15 protein-coding genes are annotated in these 19,290 nt (G+C 45.6%); 8 read left to right on the top strand and 7 right to left on the bottom strand.

The window, feature by feature from the left end; genetic code table 11:
* On the top strand, window positions 1-246 hold a 246-nt coding region (locus QUB37_RS10245), incomplete at its 5' end, for a hypothetical protein (protein WP_333161532.1).
* Between the two features lie 160 nt (window positions 247-406).
* Here the strand turns inward: QUB37_RS10245 and cobJ are convergent.
* Complete coding sequence (cobJ, locus tag QUB37_RS10240; protein WP_333161530.1) at window positions 407-2,182, bottom strand: precorrin-3B C(17)-methyltransferase; 1,776 nt, start codon at window positions 2,180-2,182, stop codon at window positions 407-409.
* 202 nt (window positions 2,183-2,384) lie between these two features.
* Here cobJ and bchH point away from each other — a divergent pair, with 202 nt between their 5' ends.
* Window positions 2,385-6,197: a magnesium chelatase subunit H gene (gene bchH, locus QUB37_RS10235; RefSeq protein ID WP_333161528.1), complete on the top strand. Its 3,813-nt coding sequence runs from the start codon at window positions 2,385-2,387 to the stop codon at window positions 6,195-6,197.
* 149 nt (window positions 6,198-6,346) lie between these two features.
* Here the strand turns inward: bchH and QUB37_RS10230 are convergent, their stop codons facing one another.
* Window positions 6,347-7,006 (bottom strand): COP23 domain-containing protein, encoded by a 660-nt coding sequence (locus QUB37_RS10230; protein WP_333161525.1) that lies wholly within the window; start codon window positions 7,004-7,006, stop codon window positions 6,347-6,349.
* Between the two features lie 321 nt (window positions 7,007-7,327).
* On the opposite strand from QUB37_RS10230, the gene QUB37_RS10225 reads away from it, so the two are divergent.
* From QUB37_RS10225 to QUB37_RS10215, 3 genes are all read left to right on the top strand, one after another.
* On the top strand, window positions 7,328-9,013 hold the full coding sequence (locus tag QUB37_RS10225) for an NAD-binding protein (protein WP_333161523.1): 1,686 nt from the start codon (window positions 7,328-7,330) through the stop codon (window positions 9,011-9,013).
* Between the two features lie 169 nt (window positions 9,014-9,182).
* Window positions 9,183-10,976 (top strand): N-acetylmuramoyl-L-alanine amidase, encoded by a 1,794-nt coding sequence (locus tag QUB37_RS10220; protein ID WP_333161521.1) that lies wholly within the window; start codon window positions 9,183-9,185, stop codon window positions 10,974-10,976.
* A gap of 81 nt (window positions 10,977-11,057) precedes the next feature.
* Entirely contained in the window at window positions 11,058-11,453 is a 396-nt protein-coding gene (locus QUB37_RS10215) for an SH3 domain-containing protein (protein WP_333161519.1), read from the top strand.
* A gap of 28 nt (window positions 11,454-11,481) precedes the next feature.
* On the opposite strand, the gene QUB37_RS10210 is transcribed toward QUB37_RS10215, so the two are convergent.
* Complete coding sequence (locus tag QUB37_RS10210; protein WP_333161517.1) at window positions 11,482-12,453, bottom strand: IS110 family transposase; 972 nt, start codon at window positions 12,451-12,453, stop codon at window positions 11,482-11,484.
* A 510-nt stretch (window positions 12,454-12,963) separates the two neighbouring features.
* On the opposite strand from QUB37_RS10210, the gene QUB37_RS10205 reads away from it, so the two are divergent.
* Window positions 12,964-13,134 (top strand): hypothetical protein, encoded by a 171-nt coding sequence (locus tag QUB37_RS10205; RefSeq protein ID WP_333161515.1) that lies wholly within the window; start codon window positions 12,964-12,966, stop codon window positions 13,132-13,134.
* 20 nt (window positions 13,135-13,154) lie between these two features.
* Here QUB37_RS10205 and QUB37_RS10200 read toward each other — a convergent pair whose 3' ends face one another.
* Both QUB37_RS10200 and QUB37_RS10195 read right to left on the bottom strand, forming a co-directional pair.
* Window positions 13,155-13,715, bottom strand: coding sequence for a Uma2 family endonuclease (locus tag QUB37_RS10200; RefSeq protein ID WP_333161513.1), 561 nt, complete (start codon window positions 13,713-13,715; stop codon window positions 13,155-13,157).
* Between the two features lie 78 nt (window positions 13,716-13,793).
* A complete protein-coding gene (locus QUB37_RS10195; protein ID WP_333161511.1) occupies window positions 13,794-14,771 on the bottom strand; it encodes a hypothetical protein in 978 nt (325 codons plus the stop codon).
* Between the two features lie 63 nt (window positions 14,772-14,834).
* Between QUB37_RS10195 and QUB37_RS10190 the strand changes: the two genes are divergently transcribed.
* Window positions 14,835-16,052, top strand: a complete 1,218-nt coding sequence (locus QUB37_RS10190; protein ID WP_333161509.1) for a CapA family protein — start codon at window positions 14,835-14,837, stop codon at window positions 16,050-16,052.
* A 117-nt stretch (window positions 16,053-16,169) separates the two neighbouring features.
* Here the strand turns inward: QUB37_RS10190 and QUB37_RS10185 are convergent, their stop codons facing one another.
* A complete protein-coding gene (locus QUB37_RS10185) occupies window positions 16,170-17,705 on the bottom strand; it encodes an NAD(P)/FAD-dependent oxidoreductase (RefSeq protein ID WP_333161507.1) in 1,536 nt (511 codons plus the stop codon).
* Between the two features lie 272 nt (window positions 17,706-17,977).
* Window positions 17,978-18,199, bottom strand: a complete 222-nt coding sequence (locus QUB37_RS10180; RefSeq protein WP_445300016.1) for a precorrin-6A/cobalt-precorrin-6A reductase — start codon at window positions 18,197-18,199, stop codon at window positions 17,978-17,980.
* Between the two features lie 477 nt (window positions 18,200-18,676).
* Here QUB37_RS10180 and QUB37_RS10175 point away from each other — a divergent pair, with 477 nt between their 5' ends.
* Window positions 18,677-19,222, top strand: a complete 546-nt coding sequence (locus QUB37_RS10175; protein ID WP_333161505.1) for a transcriptional regulator — start codon at window positions 18,677-18,679, stop codon at window positions 19,220-19,222.
* The last annotated feature ends 68 nt before the right edge of the window (window positions 19,223-19,290 follow it).

Here is a 19,290-nt window from a genome sequence, read left to right as displayed (position 1 = left end):
TTTTTTTTAATTAACTATTTTTATCGATTTTATCATGATCTTGCCTCTGTCTCACATTTATTTGAAATGACTATAATAAAAAATATTTACAGAGAAGTAAATTCTATCTCTCCCAAAATGAAGCTGAAACCATTACTAGGGTTGAGTCTAGTTCTAAAGTCGCTCAATCTCAGCGAGAAAAACTCGGCCTTCGGAAGCCGAGATTCCTCTGTAGCGAGGATTTCTGTAATCAAAGAGGATTACTGATCAATCGAGAGTGACAACTAGGAGGTGAAATACCAGGCCAGTCGAGTGATTCGCCGCCATTTGTTAACCTAGACTCCCTCCAGCGAGCTCAAAATATCTCCTTGTCAAAGTTAATTAGCTTTCCGTCAATTGCTTATTTCCGAAGTTTTTGCTGATTTACTTATTTTTCGTACCTGCGCGGCGTGTAAACCCAAACCTCTCCATATTTGCGGGGAATAATCCGAGTTTGACTCGAACCGACAATCACTAAAGTTCTCATGTCAGCGTCTTCCGGCTGGAATTCGCCGAGGGTGCAAACCCGCACAGATTGACCGGGCCGGCCGAGGTTTCGCCCTAGTACGACGGGGGTTTTAGCATCGCGACTTTGCAACAAAATCTCGATCGCCCTGGAGAGTTGCCAAATCCGCTGTTTCGAGATCGGATTGTAAAATGCGATCGCAAAATCTGCGATCGCAGCAGCCGAAATCCGCTGTTCAATGACCTCCCAGGGCTTGAGAATATCCGAAAGGGAAATCACGCAAAAATCGTGTCCGAGGGGTGCTCCGATCGCAGCAGCGGTTGCCTGCATGGCTGAAATGCCCGGTGCTACCCGAATATCGATGCCTTGCCATTCGGGTTTGGCATCAAAGTCGATCGCCTCAAACACCGCCGCCGCCATCGCAAAAATACCCGGATCTCCCGACGAAACCACGGCTACAGATTTACCGGATGCTGCTAAATCTAAGGCAAAACGGGCGCGATCGATCTCTTCGCGGTTGTCGGAATCGTGCCGCTTTTGTCCTTCCCGCAGGGTTCCAGCTAAGTCGAGATAAAATTTGTAACCCACCCAATCCGTGGCTTCGCGCAGAATTTCCTTAACCTCCGGGGACATCCAGGGCGCGCCTCCGGGGCCAGTACCGACGATCGCCAGTTTGCCGCGACTAATTCCGATCGCGCTAGCATTTATGGGTTCGGGGGCCAGGGCGATCGCGCAATTGAGTGCGTTTGGGCGATCGGACTCAATTAAGTGACTGTTTGCACCGGCTGCTGTCAGGGCAATTTGTGCGGCCTTATTTTCGATAAATTCAATTGAGTCTAATTCGACAAGTTCGGAGAGATTGAAAAAGCGGAGGGGGACTTTAAAATATTGTGAAACTGCTTCAAGTGCCGGATTTCCCATCTCCTCTTTTAATGCAAAAAATCCAGCAACAGAAGCTGGTGCTAAACCTGCATTTTCCAAGACTTGCTGGACAAATGAAACCGCTATTTCCGGCTCAATATTCGATAGCTTTGTCAGTGCAACTGCCACAATTTGCGGATGGTAAACTAAACAATCGGCCGTTGGCGCAATTGCTTTTTCGGTGACGCGGATAGTCAATTTTGCGTCGGGGGCGATCCTCTTCGAGGGCTTCGCTAACGGCAAATTGCTCTCGGAAAGCCAGCTTGCAGCCCCTTCTAGGCGTACTTTGGCCCCGGCGAGCAAATTTGAAATAAAAGTCTTCGCGTCCTCTGGATTCGCCAAATAATAGCCTTGGGGAGGACTCAGTAGCGCGGTGCGAAACCGGATATCTCCGGTGGTAGTAATTGCAGGTTTTACGCCGAGGGCGGCTGCAATCTCTCTGGCCAAATCATTAACGCCGTGCAAACCGCCCAACAGCGGTACGACGGCGCTTCCGTCTTCTGCGACGGCTAAAACTGGCGGTTCGGCGCGTTTGTCTGACAGCAGCGGGGCGAGGGTGCGGATGATTATTCCGGCGGCGCAGATAGCGATTATGGGGGTTTCTGTTGCAAACAATTCCCGCAATGTTTCGCCGAAGTTGCTAAAGTTGATGTCTGTGTTGGAAGTGCGATCTATTAAACCGTAAATCTGGGAACCGGGGAAATGTGCGGAGATTTTTTTGGCGATCGGCAGGCTGTTTTGACCTAAGATAACTATGGCGGGAGGAATTCTATTCACTGTTGTAAATATTGCTCTGTTTGGATTGGTTTGATTATTTTAATTGGTTCTTACATTAATAAGACATATTTGATGAACCGCGAAGGAAGAACAAGAAGTGAAGCAAGTAGTTTTTATGTTTTATTAGTGGTACAGGCATCTTGCCTGTGATCTTCTGCGATTAGTCTATCATTAAAAGAAGCAAATATTTCGAGGTGGGGCTGTGAAACGCATTGTCTTAATTGCAGGGTTTGAATCTTTTAATGCTGATTTGTACCGCAAAGCTGCCGAGTTGGCTGTTTCTGGCTGTCAGGGATTGGAAGTACGGGTTTTTAGCGATCGCGCCCTCGCAGATGAACCCGATACTGTAGCAGCCGCCCTCTCGAATGCTGATGTATTTTTCGGGAGTTTGCTGTTTGATTACGATGCGGTAATGTGGCTGCGGGAAAGGGTGCAAAATATTCCGATTCGCCTGGTTTTTGAGTCGGCTTTGGAATTGATGAGTCTTACTCAAATCGGTGCTTTTAAAATTGGCGACAAGCCGAAGGGAATGCCGAAGCCTGTTAAGTTTATTCTGGATAAGTTTAGCAATGGGCGAGAAGAAGATAAGCTGGCTGGTTATATCAGCTTTTTGAAGGTTGGGCCGAAGTTATTAAAATATGTGCCGGTGCAAAAAGTGCAAGATTTGCGTAACTGGCTGATTATTTATGGTTACTGGAATGCGGGCGGTGCGGATAATGTTGTCTCGATGTTTTGGATTATTGCAGAAAAGTATTTGGGGCTGAAGGTTGCAGAAATTCCGCCGCCCGTGGAAACTCCCAATATGGGTTTATTGCATCCTGATTATAATGGTTATTTTGAATCGCCTCGGCAATATTTGGATTGGTATCTCGGTAATCAAAGTGCTAGGGGCGGACAAGATGCCCCTTCCACAAAATTTGACACCAATTGGTTCCAAAATTCATATCAAGTAAAATCCCCTGTTGTAGGCATCTTGCTTTACCGGAAGCACGTTATCACCAAACAACCTTATATTCCTCAATTGATTCGCTATTTTGAAGATGCGGGAATTGTGCCTTTGCCGATTTTTATTAATGGCGTTGAAGGCCATGTGGCGGTGCGGGATTGGATGACGACTGCTGATGAAACTGCGCGCCGAAAACAAGGCAATATTGAAACTCTTTCGCTTTCTAAAGATGCTGTGGAAGTTGATGCGATTGTTTCTACTATTGGCTTTCCTTTGGTTGGCGGGCCTGCTGGTTCGATGGAAGGTGGGCGTCAGGTGGAAGTTGCTAAGCGCATTTTAACTGCTAAAAATGTACCTTATTTTGTGTCCGCACCTCTGCTGATTCAGGATATTCATTCTTGGACTCGTCAGGGGATTGGAGGTTTGCAAAGTGTGGTATTGTATGCTTTGCCTGAGTTGGATGGCGCGATCGATCCTGTTCCCCTGGGCGGTTTGGTGGGTGAGGATATTTATCTGGTGCCCGATCGCGCGAAACGCCTGACAAGTAGAATTAACAATTGGGTAAAATTGCGCCAAACTCCGCCATCTGAAAGGAAAATTGCGATTATTCTCTACGGGTTTCCTCCCGGTTACGGTGCGGCGGGTACGGCTGCTTTATTAAATGTACCGAAATCGCTGCTAAATTTCCTGCACAAACTTCAAGCGGCAGGTTATACGGTTGGAGAAATTCCGGCTGACGGTGAGGAGTTAATTCGTAGGGTAAAAGAGGCGGATGATGCTGCAACCGCAGATGGGGACGGATTAACGGGGATGAACGCAGATGGGAGGGGAGGGTTTGGCAATACTGTTAATGTCAAAAAGCTGGAGAAGTGGCTGGGGTATTTGTTAACAAGTCGTATCGAAAAACAGTGGAATTCTTTAACTGGTACGGGCATTAAGACAGACGGCGACGAGTTCCAAATCGGTGGCATTCAACTGGGGAATGTTTGGATAGGTTTGCAGCCGCCGCTGGGAATTTCGGGCGATCCGATGCGCTTAATGTTCGATCGCGATTTGACGCCTCACCCTCAATACGCTGCTTTTTACAAGTGGCTGCAAAATGATTTGCAAGCTGATGCTGTGGTTCACTTCGGAATGCACGGCACTGTTGAATGGTTGCCGGGATCTCCTCTGGGAAATACTGGCTATTCTTGGTCGGATATTTTGTTGGGAAGTTTGCCGAATCTTTATATCTATGCTGCCAACAATCCCTCGGAATCGATGTTGGCAAAACGGCGCGGTTACGGTGTTTTGATTTCTCACAACGTGCCGCCCTACGGTCGCGCGGGCTTGTACAAGGAATTGATGGCTTTGCGGGATTTGATTGCGGAATATCGGGAAGATCAGGCTAAGAATCATGTGCTGAAAGAGGCTATTTGCAAGAAAGTTTTAGATAGCGGTTTGGAGGCAGACTGTCCGTTTGAGGATGCTCAGAAATTGGGGATTGCTTTTAGTTTTGAGAATGTGGGAATGTTTAGTGCTGATGCTTTTAACCGCTATTTGGTGAAGCTGTACGAGTATTTGCAGGTGGTGGAATCTCGCTTGTTTTCTTCTGGTTTGCACGTTCTGGGGGAACCGCCTAATTCTGAGAAAATGACCTCTTATCTTGAGGCTTATTTTGGGGAAAGGTTATCACAGGAACAGGTGCAAACAATTGTTTCGCAAACAAGCACAGGCAAGATGCCTGTGCCACAAGAGGGGTTTGATGGGGTTTTTGAGGAGGGTTTGTTGGTGCGGGATTTGTTGTTGCAAACTTCGGATGAGTTGACTAATCTTTTGCGGGGTTTGAATGGGGAATATATTCTGCCGGCACCGGGTGGGGATTTGTTGCGGGATGGGGCTGGGGTATTGCCAACTGGCAGGAATATTCACGCTTTAGATCCTTATCGGATGCCTTCTCCTGCTGCTTATGAAAGGGGCCGCGAAATTGCTCGAAAAATTATTGATAAGCACCTTAAGGAACAGGGAAATTATCCTGAGACGGTGGCAGTGATGCTGTGGGGTTTGGATGCAATTAAAACGCGGGGCGAATCTATTGGTATTCTGCTGGAATTGGTGGGGGCTGAACCTCTAAAAGAAGGTACTGGCCGCATTGTTCGCTATGAATTAAAACCGTTAGCTGATGTCGGTCATCCCCGGATTGATGTGTTGGGAAATCTTTCGGGGATTTTCCGAGATAGCTTTGTGAATATTATTGAATTGTTGGATGATTTGTTTGTGCGGGCGGCGGATGCTGATGAACCGGAATCGGAGAATTTTATTCGCAAACACGCTTTAATTTTGCAGGCACAAGGTGTGCAGAATTATTCGGCAAGGTTGTTTTCTAATCCGGCTGGGGATTTTGGTTCTTTGGTTAACGATAGGGTTGTGGATGGCAGTTGGGAATCGGGGGATGAGTTGGGGAAAACTTGGGAAAGTCGCAATGTTTTTAGTTACGGGAGGAAGGATAAGGGGGAAGCGAGGCCGGAGGTTCTGACTCAGTTGTTGCAAGGGTGCGATCGCATAATTCAAGAAATTGATTCTGTGGAATACGGTTTGACTGATATTCAAGAGTATTATGCGAATACTGGCGGTTTGAAGAAAGCCGCAGAAAAGCAGCGCGGCAAAAAGGTTAATACGAGTTTTGTAGAAAGTTTTTCTCAGGATACCACTCCGCGCAATTTAGAAGATTTGCTGCGCTTGGAATATCGAACTAAGTTGCTAAATCCTAAGTGGGCTAACGCGATGGTCAATCAAGGTTCGGGTGGCGCTTATGAAATTTCGCAGCGGATGACGGCGTTAATTGGTTGGGGCGGAACGGCTGATTTTACTGATAGTTGGGTTTACGATCAGGCGGCTGATACTTATGCTTTGGATGAAGAGATGGCGAAGAAGTTGCGGGAGGCAAATCCTGAAGCTTTTCGCAATATTGTCGGCAGAATGTTGGAGGCTAACGGGCGAGGTTTTTGGCTGCCGGATGCGGATAAGTTGCAGCAGTTGCGCGAGTTGTACGAGTTGACTGATGAGAAGATTGAAGGGGTGACAGTGTAGTGTTTTTAGTCTAAATATTAACTGGTTCCTAGGCTCTGCCTGGGAACCGATATCCAGAGGCTCTGCCTCGCCAGCTTCCATGAAAATTGGAGGCAGAGCCTCCGGATCTGCGTTACCAGGCAGAGCCTGGTAACGAGTAGAATTCGAGATTAAATACCTCGATCGCCCTGCGGTTTTGTTACAGGAACTGACGGTTTATTGTTTGGAGAATTAAGAGCTCGATCGACCATATCTCCAAAGGGAACAAACTGCGGTGCAGACGATGGACCTCTGCTGGTTCTCAACGTTGTAACGGGCCCGCTGCCGTCTTGGGCAAAATTAATCAATCTCGTTAAAGCTTCACCGGGATTTTTAGCATTGCGCTTGTCTAGGGTGAACAGCAGATTTTGAGAGTTGCAGCGCCCCCGTCCGTTCACGTAACAAACTACTGGCAAGTTATTAAGAGTTCCTGTTGTTAACTGCAAATTGCTCAATTTTCCGCCATTCTGGGCAACAGCTTTGGTCAATCTATTGGAAACAATTTGACAGCGCTGCCAAGGTGTATATTCGCGGCCGAACTCGGTAGATTGCCACAGAATCATCGGATCTGTCGTGACATTTCCCCGCCGCGCAATTGTGGCAATATTACGACCGGAAGTAACGCACTGAAATGTTGTTCTAGTGTTATTCCAGTTGCTGGCTGGACCTGCTTGCACTTGGCTTGCAAAGGCGACAGTACCGGCGAAAACTAAAGCGGATGCTAATAAGGGTGCAGTCAATTTCATAATAACTCCCGCCACTAAGGCAGCTAAATTTATGTAGGAAGTCATAGTTGTAGGGACAGGGCAGTGTCCCTACCTATTCAAATTCCGCTGGTTGACTGTCGCACCCGGATATTTTTCAAATATTAAATTAGGTTAGTTGCACCTCATATCTGTAGGTACATGGCACTGCCGTGTCCTTCTTTCCAAACTTGGGAACGCGGCTTTAGGGAGACGGCAGTCCCGTGTCCTTGTTTCAAAACTTCCAGGCCACTGCGGCACAAGTTTCCTAGATAGTCTTTTTAGCTACATTCTGCAAAGCCAGGAGAGTCAACAATGGTAAGTAAAACTACAAGGACAGCTCCGAAATTGGCTGGCAAATAACTTTTTATGAAACCTCGAATCATTGTTTGCGGGTTGGGCCACACGGGACACAAGATTTTTTGTTTGTTGAGACAGCAAGGAGCGATTGTGGTTGGTATTAGCGATCGCCCAATTCGCGGCGAAACTTCTGATGTGGTTGTCGGTAATTTGCAAGCAGCTTCTACCTTGTTGGCAGCAGGCATTCAAAATGCTCACACTTTAGTAATTGCAGCAGACGATGATGCTGTGAATTTGGCAATTTTGATGCAAGCGAGGATTCTCAATCCTCAGATTCGTACCATTAACAGATTGTTTAATACTAGCTTGGGCGACAGAATTGACCACACTTTGCCCGAACACACTTCCATGAGCGTTTCATCATTAGCGGCTCCGGTTTTTGCCTTTGCGGCTCTCGGAAATCAGGCGATCGGACAGTTACGTTTGTTCGATCGCACTTGGCCGATTCACGAAGAATATATCGATGAAACACATCCTTGGAAAAATCGCAAACTCAGCGATTTGTGGGACGATCGATCGCGAATGTTGATTTATTATCTCCCGGCTGCTAACAAAACTGATTTAGTATCGGCGGTGCTTGCCGATCGGCAGTGTCAGCAGGGCGATCGGCTAATTGTTGCCACTCAGCCGACTATCCACAGTCCCCAAACAACTTTAATCCCAAAACTGCTCAAAACATTAACTAGGCTGCACAGATTTCAGCAGCACAGCCAAGCAGCAGTAATTGTTGTACTGACGCTGCTGTCAATGATTGCTGTTGCTACTGCCACCTATATTTGTGTTGACAAGCATATCTCAATTGTCGATTCTCTTTATTTTTCAGTAGGGATGATTACCGGAGCCGGAGGCTATGAAAAAGTGGCCGAACAAGCTCCTGAAAGCATTAAACTATTTACAGTTGTCATGATGTTAGTTGGAGCCGGCATCATCGGCATCTGCTACGCGCTGCTCAACGATTATGTATTGGGAACTCGCTTTACCGAATATTGGGATGTGGCGCGAGTGCCGCAGCGCAATCATTATATTATCTGCGGACTCGGAGGAATGGGTATCCAAATTGCTAAAGAACTACACACTAACGGTTACGATATTGTGGTGATCGAGCAAGATCCGAACAGTCGATTTCTGAGCACGGCTCGCTCAATGAAAATTCCGCTCATTCAGGGAAGTGCCAGTTTGCCCGCAACTCTGGAAGCTGCTAATGTTAAGCAAGCGGCAGCACTTTTGGCTGTTACTAGCAGCGATATGTCTAATGTTGAAATTGCCTTGAGTGCTAAAGGATTGGCACCCAAACTATCGGTTATTGTCCGCAATCAAGACCCACATTTTGCTTTGATGGTGCAGCAAGTTTTTGAGTTTGAAGGAGTTTTGAACCCGACGGAATTGGCGGCTCCTGCTTTTGCGGCGGCGGCAATTGGAGGCCGAATTTTGGGAAATGGAATGACTGCTGACAGTCTCTGGGTTTGCTTGGCCACATTGATTACGCCAAACCATCCTTTCTGCGGCCAGCGCATTCAAGATGCTGCTAAGTCTGCTGATTTTGTGCCTCTTTATGTGGAAACTAAGTGTCAAACTCTCCACGGCTGGGATTTGCTGAATTGTTGTCTGAGTGCGGGGGATGTTTTGTATTTGACGATGCCGGCGAATCGGTTGGATCTACTGTGGAGAACGACCTCGGAATTAATTAAAACTTAATGGTTTTACGCCGTAATTTATGTTGCCGATCGCTCAATTGCAACTGCAAACCTGATAAAATGGGTTCTGTCTAGTAAATAAGACTTACGACTAATCCTCTGAAATCCGGTTTCTTAGGGCAAGTTCTAGTATAAATAATCAACAGACTCTCCATTAGTTGCGATTTAGAATGAGAAAATTTTTAGGATTAGTTGTGTTTGGGATGATCGTGGCGATCGCCTCTGTAGCTGTCGCCGCTCAACCTTTGTTCGTCGCTTATCCTCCGAGTAACCACAAAACTACAGCAGATCGCATCTTTTTTATCGGTACAGCGCCCGCACCGGGACAAGTTTTAGTAAATGGCAACCAAATTTCGCGCACCGCATCCGGGCATTTCGCCCCGACTTTTCCGCTGCAACTCGGCGAAAATGTCTTTACATTGCGTTACGAAAATCAGGAAGTCAAAATTAAGGTGACGCGCGAGTCGAATCAGCCGGAAGTCCCTCTAGGATTGGCTTTTGCTAAAGATTCCCTGACGCCGAAAGTCGATGTCGCGAGTTTGCCGGGAGAATATATTTGCTTTGGGGCGATCGCACCTGCGAATGCTCAAGTTTCGGTAAAATTGGCGGGAGTTACTATTCCTTTAAAAGCGCGATCGCAAGTCGAACTACCCGACAACAAATCTGTACTATTAGGTGAAAACTCCCCGATCCAAAAAGGCGGCAGCCAACAGTATCAAGGCTGCGGTAAAACCCCTGAAAACGCCCTCTCATCTAAGGGAGAAACAGTTGATTTAGGTGCGCCATCGTTTGAACTAACAATGAACGGTCAAACTATCAGCCAACAAGGTACTGGCAAAATTTCTATTCTCTCTCCGGCGGATTTAGAAGTAGCAGAAGTAACAGCAGATCCTGGTGTCGCCAGAACCGGGGCAAGTACAGATTTTTCTCGGATGACACCGCTGCCGAAGGGAACGCGAGCAACAATTATCGGGCGCGAGGGAGAATGGCTCCGACTCGATTACGGTGCTTGGATTAAAGCAGCGGAAGTCCGAATTGTCAAGGATACAGTGCCTCCGCGATCGATTATTCGCAGCGCCAGCTCGCGTCAAGTTTCCGGCTGGACAGAGGTGTTATTTCCCTTAGAAACACCCGTCCCAGTCACTGTGCAAGAAGGAGAACGCACTTTCACATTAACCCTGTACAATACTACCGCTCAAACTGACATTATTCGCCTCTCTGATGACCCGGTAATTTCGCGTTTGGAATGGCAACAAATCGCGCCACTGCAAGTACAATATACTTTTAATCTCAAATCTGCCCAGCAGTGGGGCTATAAATTGAGATACGAGGGCACAACTTTAGTGCTGTCTTTAAAAAACCCGCCGGCGAATACAAGCATGATACCTGTGTCGCAAGCAAAGCCGCTGTCGGGAATTAAGATTCTCATCGATCCTGGACACGGTGGGCCGGAGGATGGAGGTGCGGTGAGTCCAGTGGGAATTAGGGAAAAAACAGTAGCTTTAACGGTTTCAAAATTGGTGCGAGAGGAATTGATAAATCGGGGCGCGAATGTGCTAATGACGCGGGTAGAAGATGTCGATTTGGATTTGCCGCCAAGGGTGGAAATGATTCAAAAAGAAGAACCTGCGATCGCAATTTCAATTCACTACAATGCTTTGCCGGATAACGGGGATGCCATTAAGACTAAAGGCGTCGGCGCTTTCTGGTTTCACCCGCAAGCGCACAGTTTGGCAATGTTTTTGCACAATTATTTAGTTGCCAAGTTGAACCGTCCGAGCTATGGTGTATTCTGGAACAACTTAGCCATGACTCGTCCTGCCGTTGCTCCATCTGTTTTAATGGAATTGGGATTTATGATCAATCCCGAAGAGTTTGAATGGATTGCGAATCCCACAGAACAGAAGAAGTTAGCTGAGGCGATCGCCCAAGGTGTTACCGAATGGTTTGCCTCTGTCAAATAACAGTTAGTAGTAAGGACTGAAGTCCTGCTCAAAAAGTTTATAGTCAGGACTTCAGTTCGCTCAACCCAAGGAAATGAAATAATGCTAATTTTTTCTCAATCAAAAGCCTTTTTTATTGCAGCCGTCGTTGCAACTTTTAGCTTCTCACTTTACAGCTTTCCTGTTTTCGGAAATCAGCAAAGCCTGGCTCCCGCAAAAGCAGAAGCTTTAAAAAAGCAAACTCATTGTTCATTTATTACAGGTGAAGGTGGCGCGGTTAACATTCGCAAAGGCCCAGGCAATCAGTACCCGGTTGTTGCTAACTTGAAAAGAGGAGACGGAGTTAGGGCTGTCAGCAGACAAGGTAATTGGGTGAAAATTGCGGCCCGATTTTCGGGAAATCCTCCTAATGAAACTTTGACAATCCTTGACGGTTGGGTGAACAATCAATTTATTAATGGCTGTTCCGAAGACCAATTTGACAGGTGGCGGCAATAGGGGATTTCGTAGATACTGTCTTGACCTGTCAAGGGGTAGCAGTCAAATAATTGGGGTCGAAAGGCTTTTGGGATTTTAAAATCCCAAAAGCCAAATGCACCAGTTTCCTCATCAGCGCACCAATCACCTGCATTTTGACCTTTCCACGACCCAATAATCGTTCACTCATAGCTTTGAGTAACGGGTTATGACGCATCGCCACTACCGCAGGCATATATAATGCCTTTCGCAGTCGGACATTGCCAGTGCAGGACAAACGAGTTTTGCCCTTAACCGAAGTCCCAGAAGTGCGTTCGCTGGGAGTTAAACCGGCATAGGCTGCTAATTGACGAGCATTATCGTAATCAGAAACCTCACCAATTTCAGCTAATAATACAGAAGCTGTTAAATCACCAATGCCAGGAATTGAGGTCAACAGCTCACGCTGTTGTTTTAAATGTGGATGTTGGTCAAAATGGTCACTAATCAGTTTTTTGATCAGTTGTTGTTGCTCTCTTAGATACTCTAAGTGTGCCAGGGTAAGGCCAGCAACAGTTGGCGTAGCTGTTTCCAAACGGTTTTGTTCGCTCGTCATCATTTCTGTGACTGATTCTAGCCGTCGCAACAAAGCTTGTAATTCCTTGACTTCGGGCGCGGTTGGTGTCCACAGAGATGGTTTCATCGCCGCACAAAAACGAGCAATCAGTGCTGCATCTACGGAGTCGGTTTTAGTTCGCAGAAGTTCGCTTTTAGCAAACCCTTTAATCCGGGCCGGATTGACGATACTTACCTGAAACCCAGCCCCATAGAGGAATTCGGCTAAAGCTTCCCCGTAAATGCTAGTAGCTTCCATACAAGCATGGATAGCGACTACACTTTGTTGTTTGAGCCAGTTATGTAAACTCTCAAACCCTTGAGTATTGTTAGTAAACTTTTTGGGTTTAGTCGCACGGCTTTCAGTCAGCAATGAGACATAAAAGTCTTTTTTACTGATGTCTATGCCTAAGACTGTTGATGTCATTTTTGGCTCCCAATATACTCCGATTTATGAAAGAACCGACAGGCAATTGAAGACTAACGAGAGTCAATGCAGGCTTTCCCGACGATGCCGAGAGCCTAAGATACTGTCCAGTTTGTGCGCGCCTGTCATCAGTAATGGGAGCTTATCTACACAACAGACTTGCGAAAGTCTAAGGGGCGGGCCAACTTCACCGATTTCTGATGTCCTTAAACAACACTTTCTGCTGAAACTTGCACCAAGGCGCTACATTTTTCTTGTTTCTTTAGATTTACCCCTACTTGATAGAGCGATCACCTATTTGATGAAGCGATCGCCTGCTTGACGGTACGATTGCCTGCTTGACGGTACGATCGCCTGCTTGACGGTACGATCGCTACACCAACTCTTTTAAGATACAAGGGGCGGGTTTTACAGACAATATATAACGAGTACAAACAATCTATATAAACCCGCCCCCACACCACAAATAACCTACATGAACCTTTATTTTCTCGCCGCAGAAAAACATATATGGGGATTTACCGTTGGGTGGGGGCGGGTTTACTATATTGTCGATTATTAACAATTATTCTCGGTGAAACCCGCCCCTACGTTCGGCGGTTGAAACCGCAACTACACTTGCCTTGCCTCGGCGCAACGCGAGACTTTAAAAAAGGAGATTTAAAACCGGATGTCATGTAAAAAAAGTCGATCGCCCTGATTCATTCTTGCATTCTCAACCAGCTAAACACCTGTTCGGCAGTGATATTCAGGGGAATCATTTCGGGCACAGGAAGGACATCGCTACCTTCGCAGAATTGCGGTTGTTGGTTGGGCAAAAATGCTAAGATCGATCGATCGTCTGGATCGATTAGCCACCCCAACTGACAATTATGTTGCAGACAGTGAATAATTTTTCTAGTGACGCGATTTGAGCTTTGTTGTGGCGAGAGAATTTCGATCGTCCAATACGGCGCAATTCGCACATCATCCACTGGTTCGCCGCTCTCATCAAATTGAATCTGTTCCCACAATAGTACCGCAATATCTGGAACAATCGAGCGACCGCCAAACGTACACCGCAACTCTGGAAAAGCGTAAGCTATCTTGGGTTCCTCTACCACTTCATTAATGACACGCAGGAATTGCCCCTGGAGACGAGAATGTTTAGTTTTCGGCATAGGTTTTTGGATAATTTCCCCCTCAATGTATTCGCTAGCAGGTTTAGTTTCTGGCAGTTTCAAAAATTCTTCCAGGGTGAAGCGCCTAGTTGCGACTGTCATAAATAAATTCCTCAATTCTACCTATCTTCAGTGTAATTCAAAAATTATTTATTTTGCATAATAATGGTGTTACATAGCCTAATTTTGCGGAACAATCTGTTGTTTAAATTCAAACAAATTAGGATTTGAAGGGTCATAAAAAGCCCGCAACCAATGCACGTTGGGAGAACCAAAAGTTTCAACTCTCGTAAAATTTTTCATTCTCGGTAGTTGAGTCTCATCAGTAAAATAGGGTAAAGGTTTATCGATGCGGAAATAGTGAGTATCGCCGTGGACGAATACAACCTGCCCTGGGAAATTGCCTGTTTCTGTTTCCAGAGTTGCGATAAAATCGTTGTAGCCGCTTCTTCTTTTGTCCGTCGGATCGAGTTCAAATCCCGGATTTGCCTGTGCAACTAACACAATTCCTTTGCTGTTGCTGCGTTTGGCTAAAGCAAAACATTCTTTGATCCAGGCTAAGTTAGCCCAATTGCGATCGGCATATTCTGCATCTGCTTCGGGAGTGCGGCCAAAATTGTTGTTGCTTCCCGGCATATTAATGGCAAAAAATACAATGCCATGATAAATCCAGCGGACATTTTCGCGGTATTTAGCAAACTGCGGGTTTTCGCTTTGACGGGTGAGAGTTAAGGTGCGCTTTCCCAAAGTTTGATTACGTTGGTTGAAGATTTCCCGCAGTTTAGCGAGTCTTTCTACTGGATCGTAACTGCCGTTATTTGAACGGTGGCAATCTGTCCATTCATTATCGCCATAAACAAGAATAAACGGCATCTCAAAATTGTCAAATAACTGCTTGCGGCTGACAAAAGTTGCATCATCGCAGACACTAGAACCGTTTTTAATATCGCCGTCGTGGACTACAAACGCTGCGGGCGATCGATTAATATCTGCAATCAAATTCGGAAATTGTGCTTCCTGTTTGACACTGTAGGGCAAATCGCCAATTAAGGCAAATTCAAAAGGTCTATCGCCAGAAGTTTGAGCGTAAGTCAAAACACCAAAACCCGTAATTGATACAAAAATAATAAAGGTAAGAATTAGATAGTTTTTTTTCATTTATTTAACTGTAACTAAATGAGTTATGATACCATATAAGCCGACAAATCACTCTCAAAAATTATGGATTTTTGTCGGTTGCTCTCGCTAATTGCCATGCTTTCGATCGCAGGCTGCAATATCCAAACGCCACAAACCAACACACAGCCTACAGAAAGTCGTAGCTTGCGGGGCGGGACGCCATCGCCAATTGCAGCCCCTGTTCCCGCCAAACCAAAGTCTGAAATCAAAGAAGCAACACTAATTGCTGTCGGCGACATTATGATGCACAGTACCCAAACGCGATCGGGCTACGACGCAAAAAAGAAAACATATAATTTTGACAATTTCTTCGCACCAGTTAAAAGTATCTTGTCAACAGGCGATTGGGTGATCGGAAATCTCGAAACACCTTTAGCGGGCGAAGATGCGGGCGGATATACGGGATATCCGCTATTTAACGCACCGGCTCAATTAGCGGATGCTACTAAAAAAGCTGGATTTAATATCTTGACAACTGCGAACAATCATGCTTTAGACCGTGGAGAAAAAGGGGTAATTAGGACGATCGCCAATCTGAGCGATCGCAAAATTGCTTCCACAGGAACAGCCACATCAGCCGCCGCAGCCGATCGCACTTTAATCAGCACCAAAAACAACATTTCACTAGCCATGCTAGCCTACACCTACGGCACAAACGGCATTCCCATACCCAAAGGCAAAGATTACTTAGTTTCCCTAATCGACGAAAAAAAGATAGTCAAAGACATTGCCAAAGCCCGCAAACAAGGAGCAGATATTATCGCAATTTCCCTGCATTTTGGCGACGAATATCAGCGACAGCCAAACACCCAACAAAAACAATTAGTGGAAAACCTATTAAAAGCTGGTGCAGACATCATTCTCGGCAGCCATCCCCACGTCGTCCAACCTTACAAAATTTTTAACTTTCCCGGAAAAAATGGCAAAACTCGCAAAGCTGTAGCAATTTATTCAATGGGAAACTTCATTTCCGGTCAGAATAAAAAATATACAGACTTAGGCGTAATTTTGCAAGTAAATATTCGCAAAACCTTTCCCGAAAAGACCACAGAAATTACCAGCATCAAAACCTTTCCGACTTGGGTACACCGCTATACTCAGAACAATAAAACGAACTATCGAGTTTTGCCCTTAGAAACAACTGTCAGCCAGAAAAAAGATGCACTGCTAGCAACTTCACAGTATCCTGTTTTAGCAAAATATTTGCAGGATATGAACAATCATCTTAACTCTTTGGAGAGTCAGAAAAAATCCAAATAATTTGGCATTGAGAATTGGGAATTGGGCCTTAGTTATTGGAATTGGAGGCCTAGCCTAGAGATTTGTATTCCCAGGCAGTGCTCATTGCTAAGGTAACAGCTTAAGCTAGGAAAGCAATCATGTATCCAACGGAAGAGGGTGTAGTGGAGTAGAGCGACTTTTCTTTTTGTGATTATATTCTTCCGATACGCCAAGATAATCAGATGGTTGATATCTGCCGAATATCTCAGCGAAAATGTTAGGCAATTTTCGATAAGGAGAAACACCCATATCTTTAAGCATGATGTCAATATATTGTTGGAAGCGAGTGTTGGTCGCACAGGATCGCGAAGGTTCAAATTGAATATTTGCGCGTTTCCACTGGCGGATATATTCAATACTTTTTTCCATATTCTCGCTGGAAGGTAACTCAAGTTCACCCCGCAAGTAAGCACACAGCCATTGTGTGGCGATCTCGACTGCTGGCACGTGCATATATCCATGATTGAACCCGGCAAAGGCAATGCCAGTAATGCGAGGATGAAGCAAGTGGCGATATAACTGCACGCCATCTGGTTCGATTTCCAACATTTTTCGATATTTATCAGGCAAAAATGGAAAAATCGGCGTTTGCGAACCCAAAGATAGAACGACTAAATCGCATGGAATCTCGCAACCATTTTTCAATTTTACTGCTTCTGGCGAAAAACCAGATAATTCTGCACGGTGGGGCGAGATTTTTCCTTCTGCAATAAACGGATAGTAATCATCAGGCGCAACCGCTGTGGCTGAACGTAAATCAGGCAATAGTTTGTGGTCTGGTTGTACAGCTTTGATTCTACCTTGGGCGGCTTGGCTTTTTCCAGAAACATTTCGCTGAACTTGAAAGCGGAAGATGGATGCAATCAAATCCCAAAAACCTGAAACAATGAAGCCAAGGCGATTGTGCAGGAAACGTTCAATGGCGGTTGGATGTGCCCAACTTGTCATCATCACTGTTCCAAAACGGCTGAATAATGCGTAGGTAAAATGTACGCCCAAAATCCATTCTGGGATAAGCCAGCGCGGTGTACGAAATACATGATTTACTTGCGCGCCTTGTTTTGCTGCGAAAGTCGCCATGTCTAAGGCGCTCTTTCCGAAGCCAACGATTACAACTCGTTGATTATTGAATACATCAAGCGTGTGGACATCCCGTTCAGTGATGATTTTACCGCCGAAATCTTCTATACCTGGAAATTCAGGTTGATACTTTCCTTCTGTATATTGCCCAACTGAGATAACAACGTATCCAAATAATTCTTCGTGAACGCCATCCTGATTTTTATATCTTAATAGCCAGCCATCTTCTGTTTCTTTGAGTTCGATAACTTCGTGATTTAACCGCACATCAAGCTTTAGATGGTTGACCGCTTGCTCCAAATAATTCAGGATTTGTTCTCCGGTGGGATGTAAATCAGGCGTGAATGGCCAGGGAAAATCAGATAAATGATACTGTTCCCTGATATTTTGCAGGTGTACGTTTGGGTATGCAAGTGCCCATACTCCGCCAATCTTTTCGGATTTCTCGAAAACAACTGCTTGGAAACCATTTTTCTGGAGAATATTGGCTGTCGTAATGCCTGATATTCCCGCGCCAATAATGGCAATTGGCATACCGTTTTTGTATTGCATATATTTGAGTCTCCAGATTGGGTATGGGTATTAGAATAATTTTACTAAGGCACTGACAAGCAACCGGAAAGCCTTGCACTGAGAAGAGTTTAAATCGATCGCTCTCAAAAAGACAGAGGCGTTGTCACCCCGTCAGATCCGCGACCTTAACCCCAACTGCTGATAGTAGCTTAGTTGGTTATAGACGCTTGGGGGATAGGAATTCTTGCAGTCTGGCTGCTATAACCTCAGTTGAGGCGAGCTGGCACATTCCGATCGCCCCAAGGATGTAACTAATAACTAATAACTAATAACTGCTTAATTAACCAAGCGATCGCCCCTTCAACATCAGCAACCTGCTCAACATCGGGAATCTGCGGGCGCTGCACCATCACAACCGAAATTTCCAGTTCCCTCGTCGCAGCAATTTTAGCATAAGTAGCACCGCCGCCGCTGTTTGTGCTAACAATTGTATCAATTTGATATTGTAATAGTAACTGCCGCTCGTCTTCCAATGAAAAGACCCCCTTGCTAATAAAAATTTACCGTTAGGTACAGGAGTATTTAGTGCAGGAGGAGTGATCGCCCGCATCAAAAACCAAATAGTCACTGATGTAGGGTGCGTCAGGGAAAACGATATTACCCCAAATCAGGGCACGGCAGTCCCGTTTGCCTACAAATCGGGCGATCTTTACATCCGATCCGTGCGATCGGGCGATCGACAAAATTGCTGTAGGGAAAGCGCACTACCCTTTCCTGACTGCCGTTTGCTTACCCGCAGTTTTTTTAAAGTCGCATAAATTTTCAGTAAATACCGATCTACACACTCGCCCAACCCACAGTTAAAATATACTCAATAAAAAATAGCTCCTCCTAGCTGTTTTTTGGGCCAGCTAAATATCAGGGAGTGCATCTACGTGTCAATAAATAAAACGCTCAAAGGCAGAGCCACTACACCTGCCGCCGGTTTTACAATGATTGAGCTATTGATAATGATTTTAATCATAGGAATATTTTGTGCGATCGTCGCCCCCTCTTGGCTAATGTTTATCAACAATCACCGTTTAAAGCTATCGCTCGATCGAGCTTATTGGGCAATGGAACTTGCCCGCAGCAACGCCAAACGCGACAAAACCTCATGGCAAGCCAGCTTCAAACAAGTCGGAGAAAATGTACAGGTAGCAATTCATAAATCCGACATTTCCCCAGCCCAAGTACCAGCAAACCAATGGAAAAGCTTAGAATCGCAAATTCAGATAAACACAAATGATACAACATTGCTCCCAATCAATGATCAAAATGAACACAAAGAAAATGGAACAATTCGGCGAGCCATGTTCAATTTCCAAGGCTGCCCCGTATACAAAATCAGCGACGAGTGCGGCCTAACAAATCATCGAGCAAAAGGAAACCTCACACTATCTCATCCTAATCTCAAAAATGGCGATCGCTGCGTCATAATCTCTACAATTTTAGGACATACACGCACCTCCAAAAGACAAAGCAAACCCAATGACAAAAATCGATACTGTTACTGAATTCAGATGACCCACAGTCAGGACACGGCAGCGCCGTTTCCCTACAAATCGGGCATGGTTACATCCGA

This window comes from Microcoleus sp. AT3-A2 (genome assembly GCF_036705685.1).
In the GTDB taxonomy this organism is placed as follows: domain Bacteria; phylum Cyanobacteriota; class Cyanobacteriia; order Cyanobacteriales; family Microcoleaceae; genus Microcoleus.
This window is presented reverse-complemented; position numbering and strand designations above follow the sequence as displayed.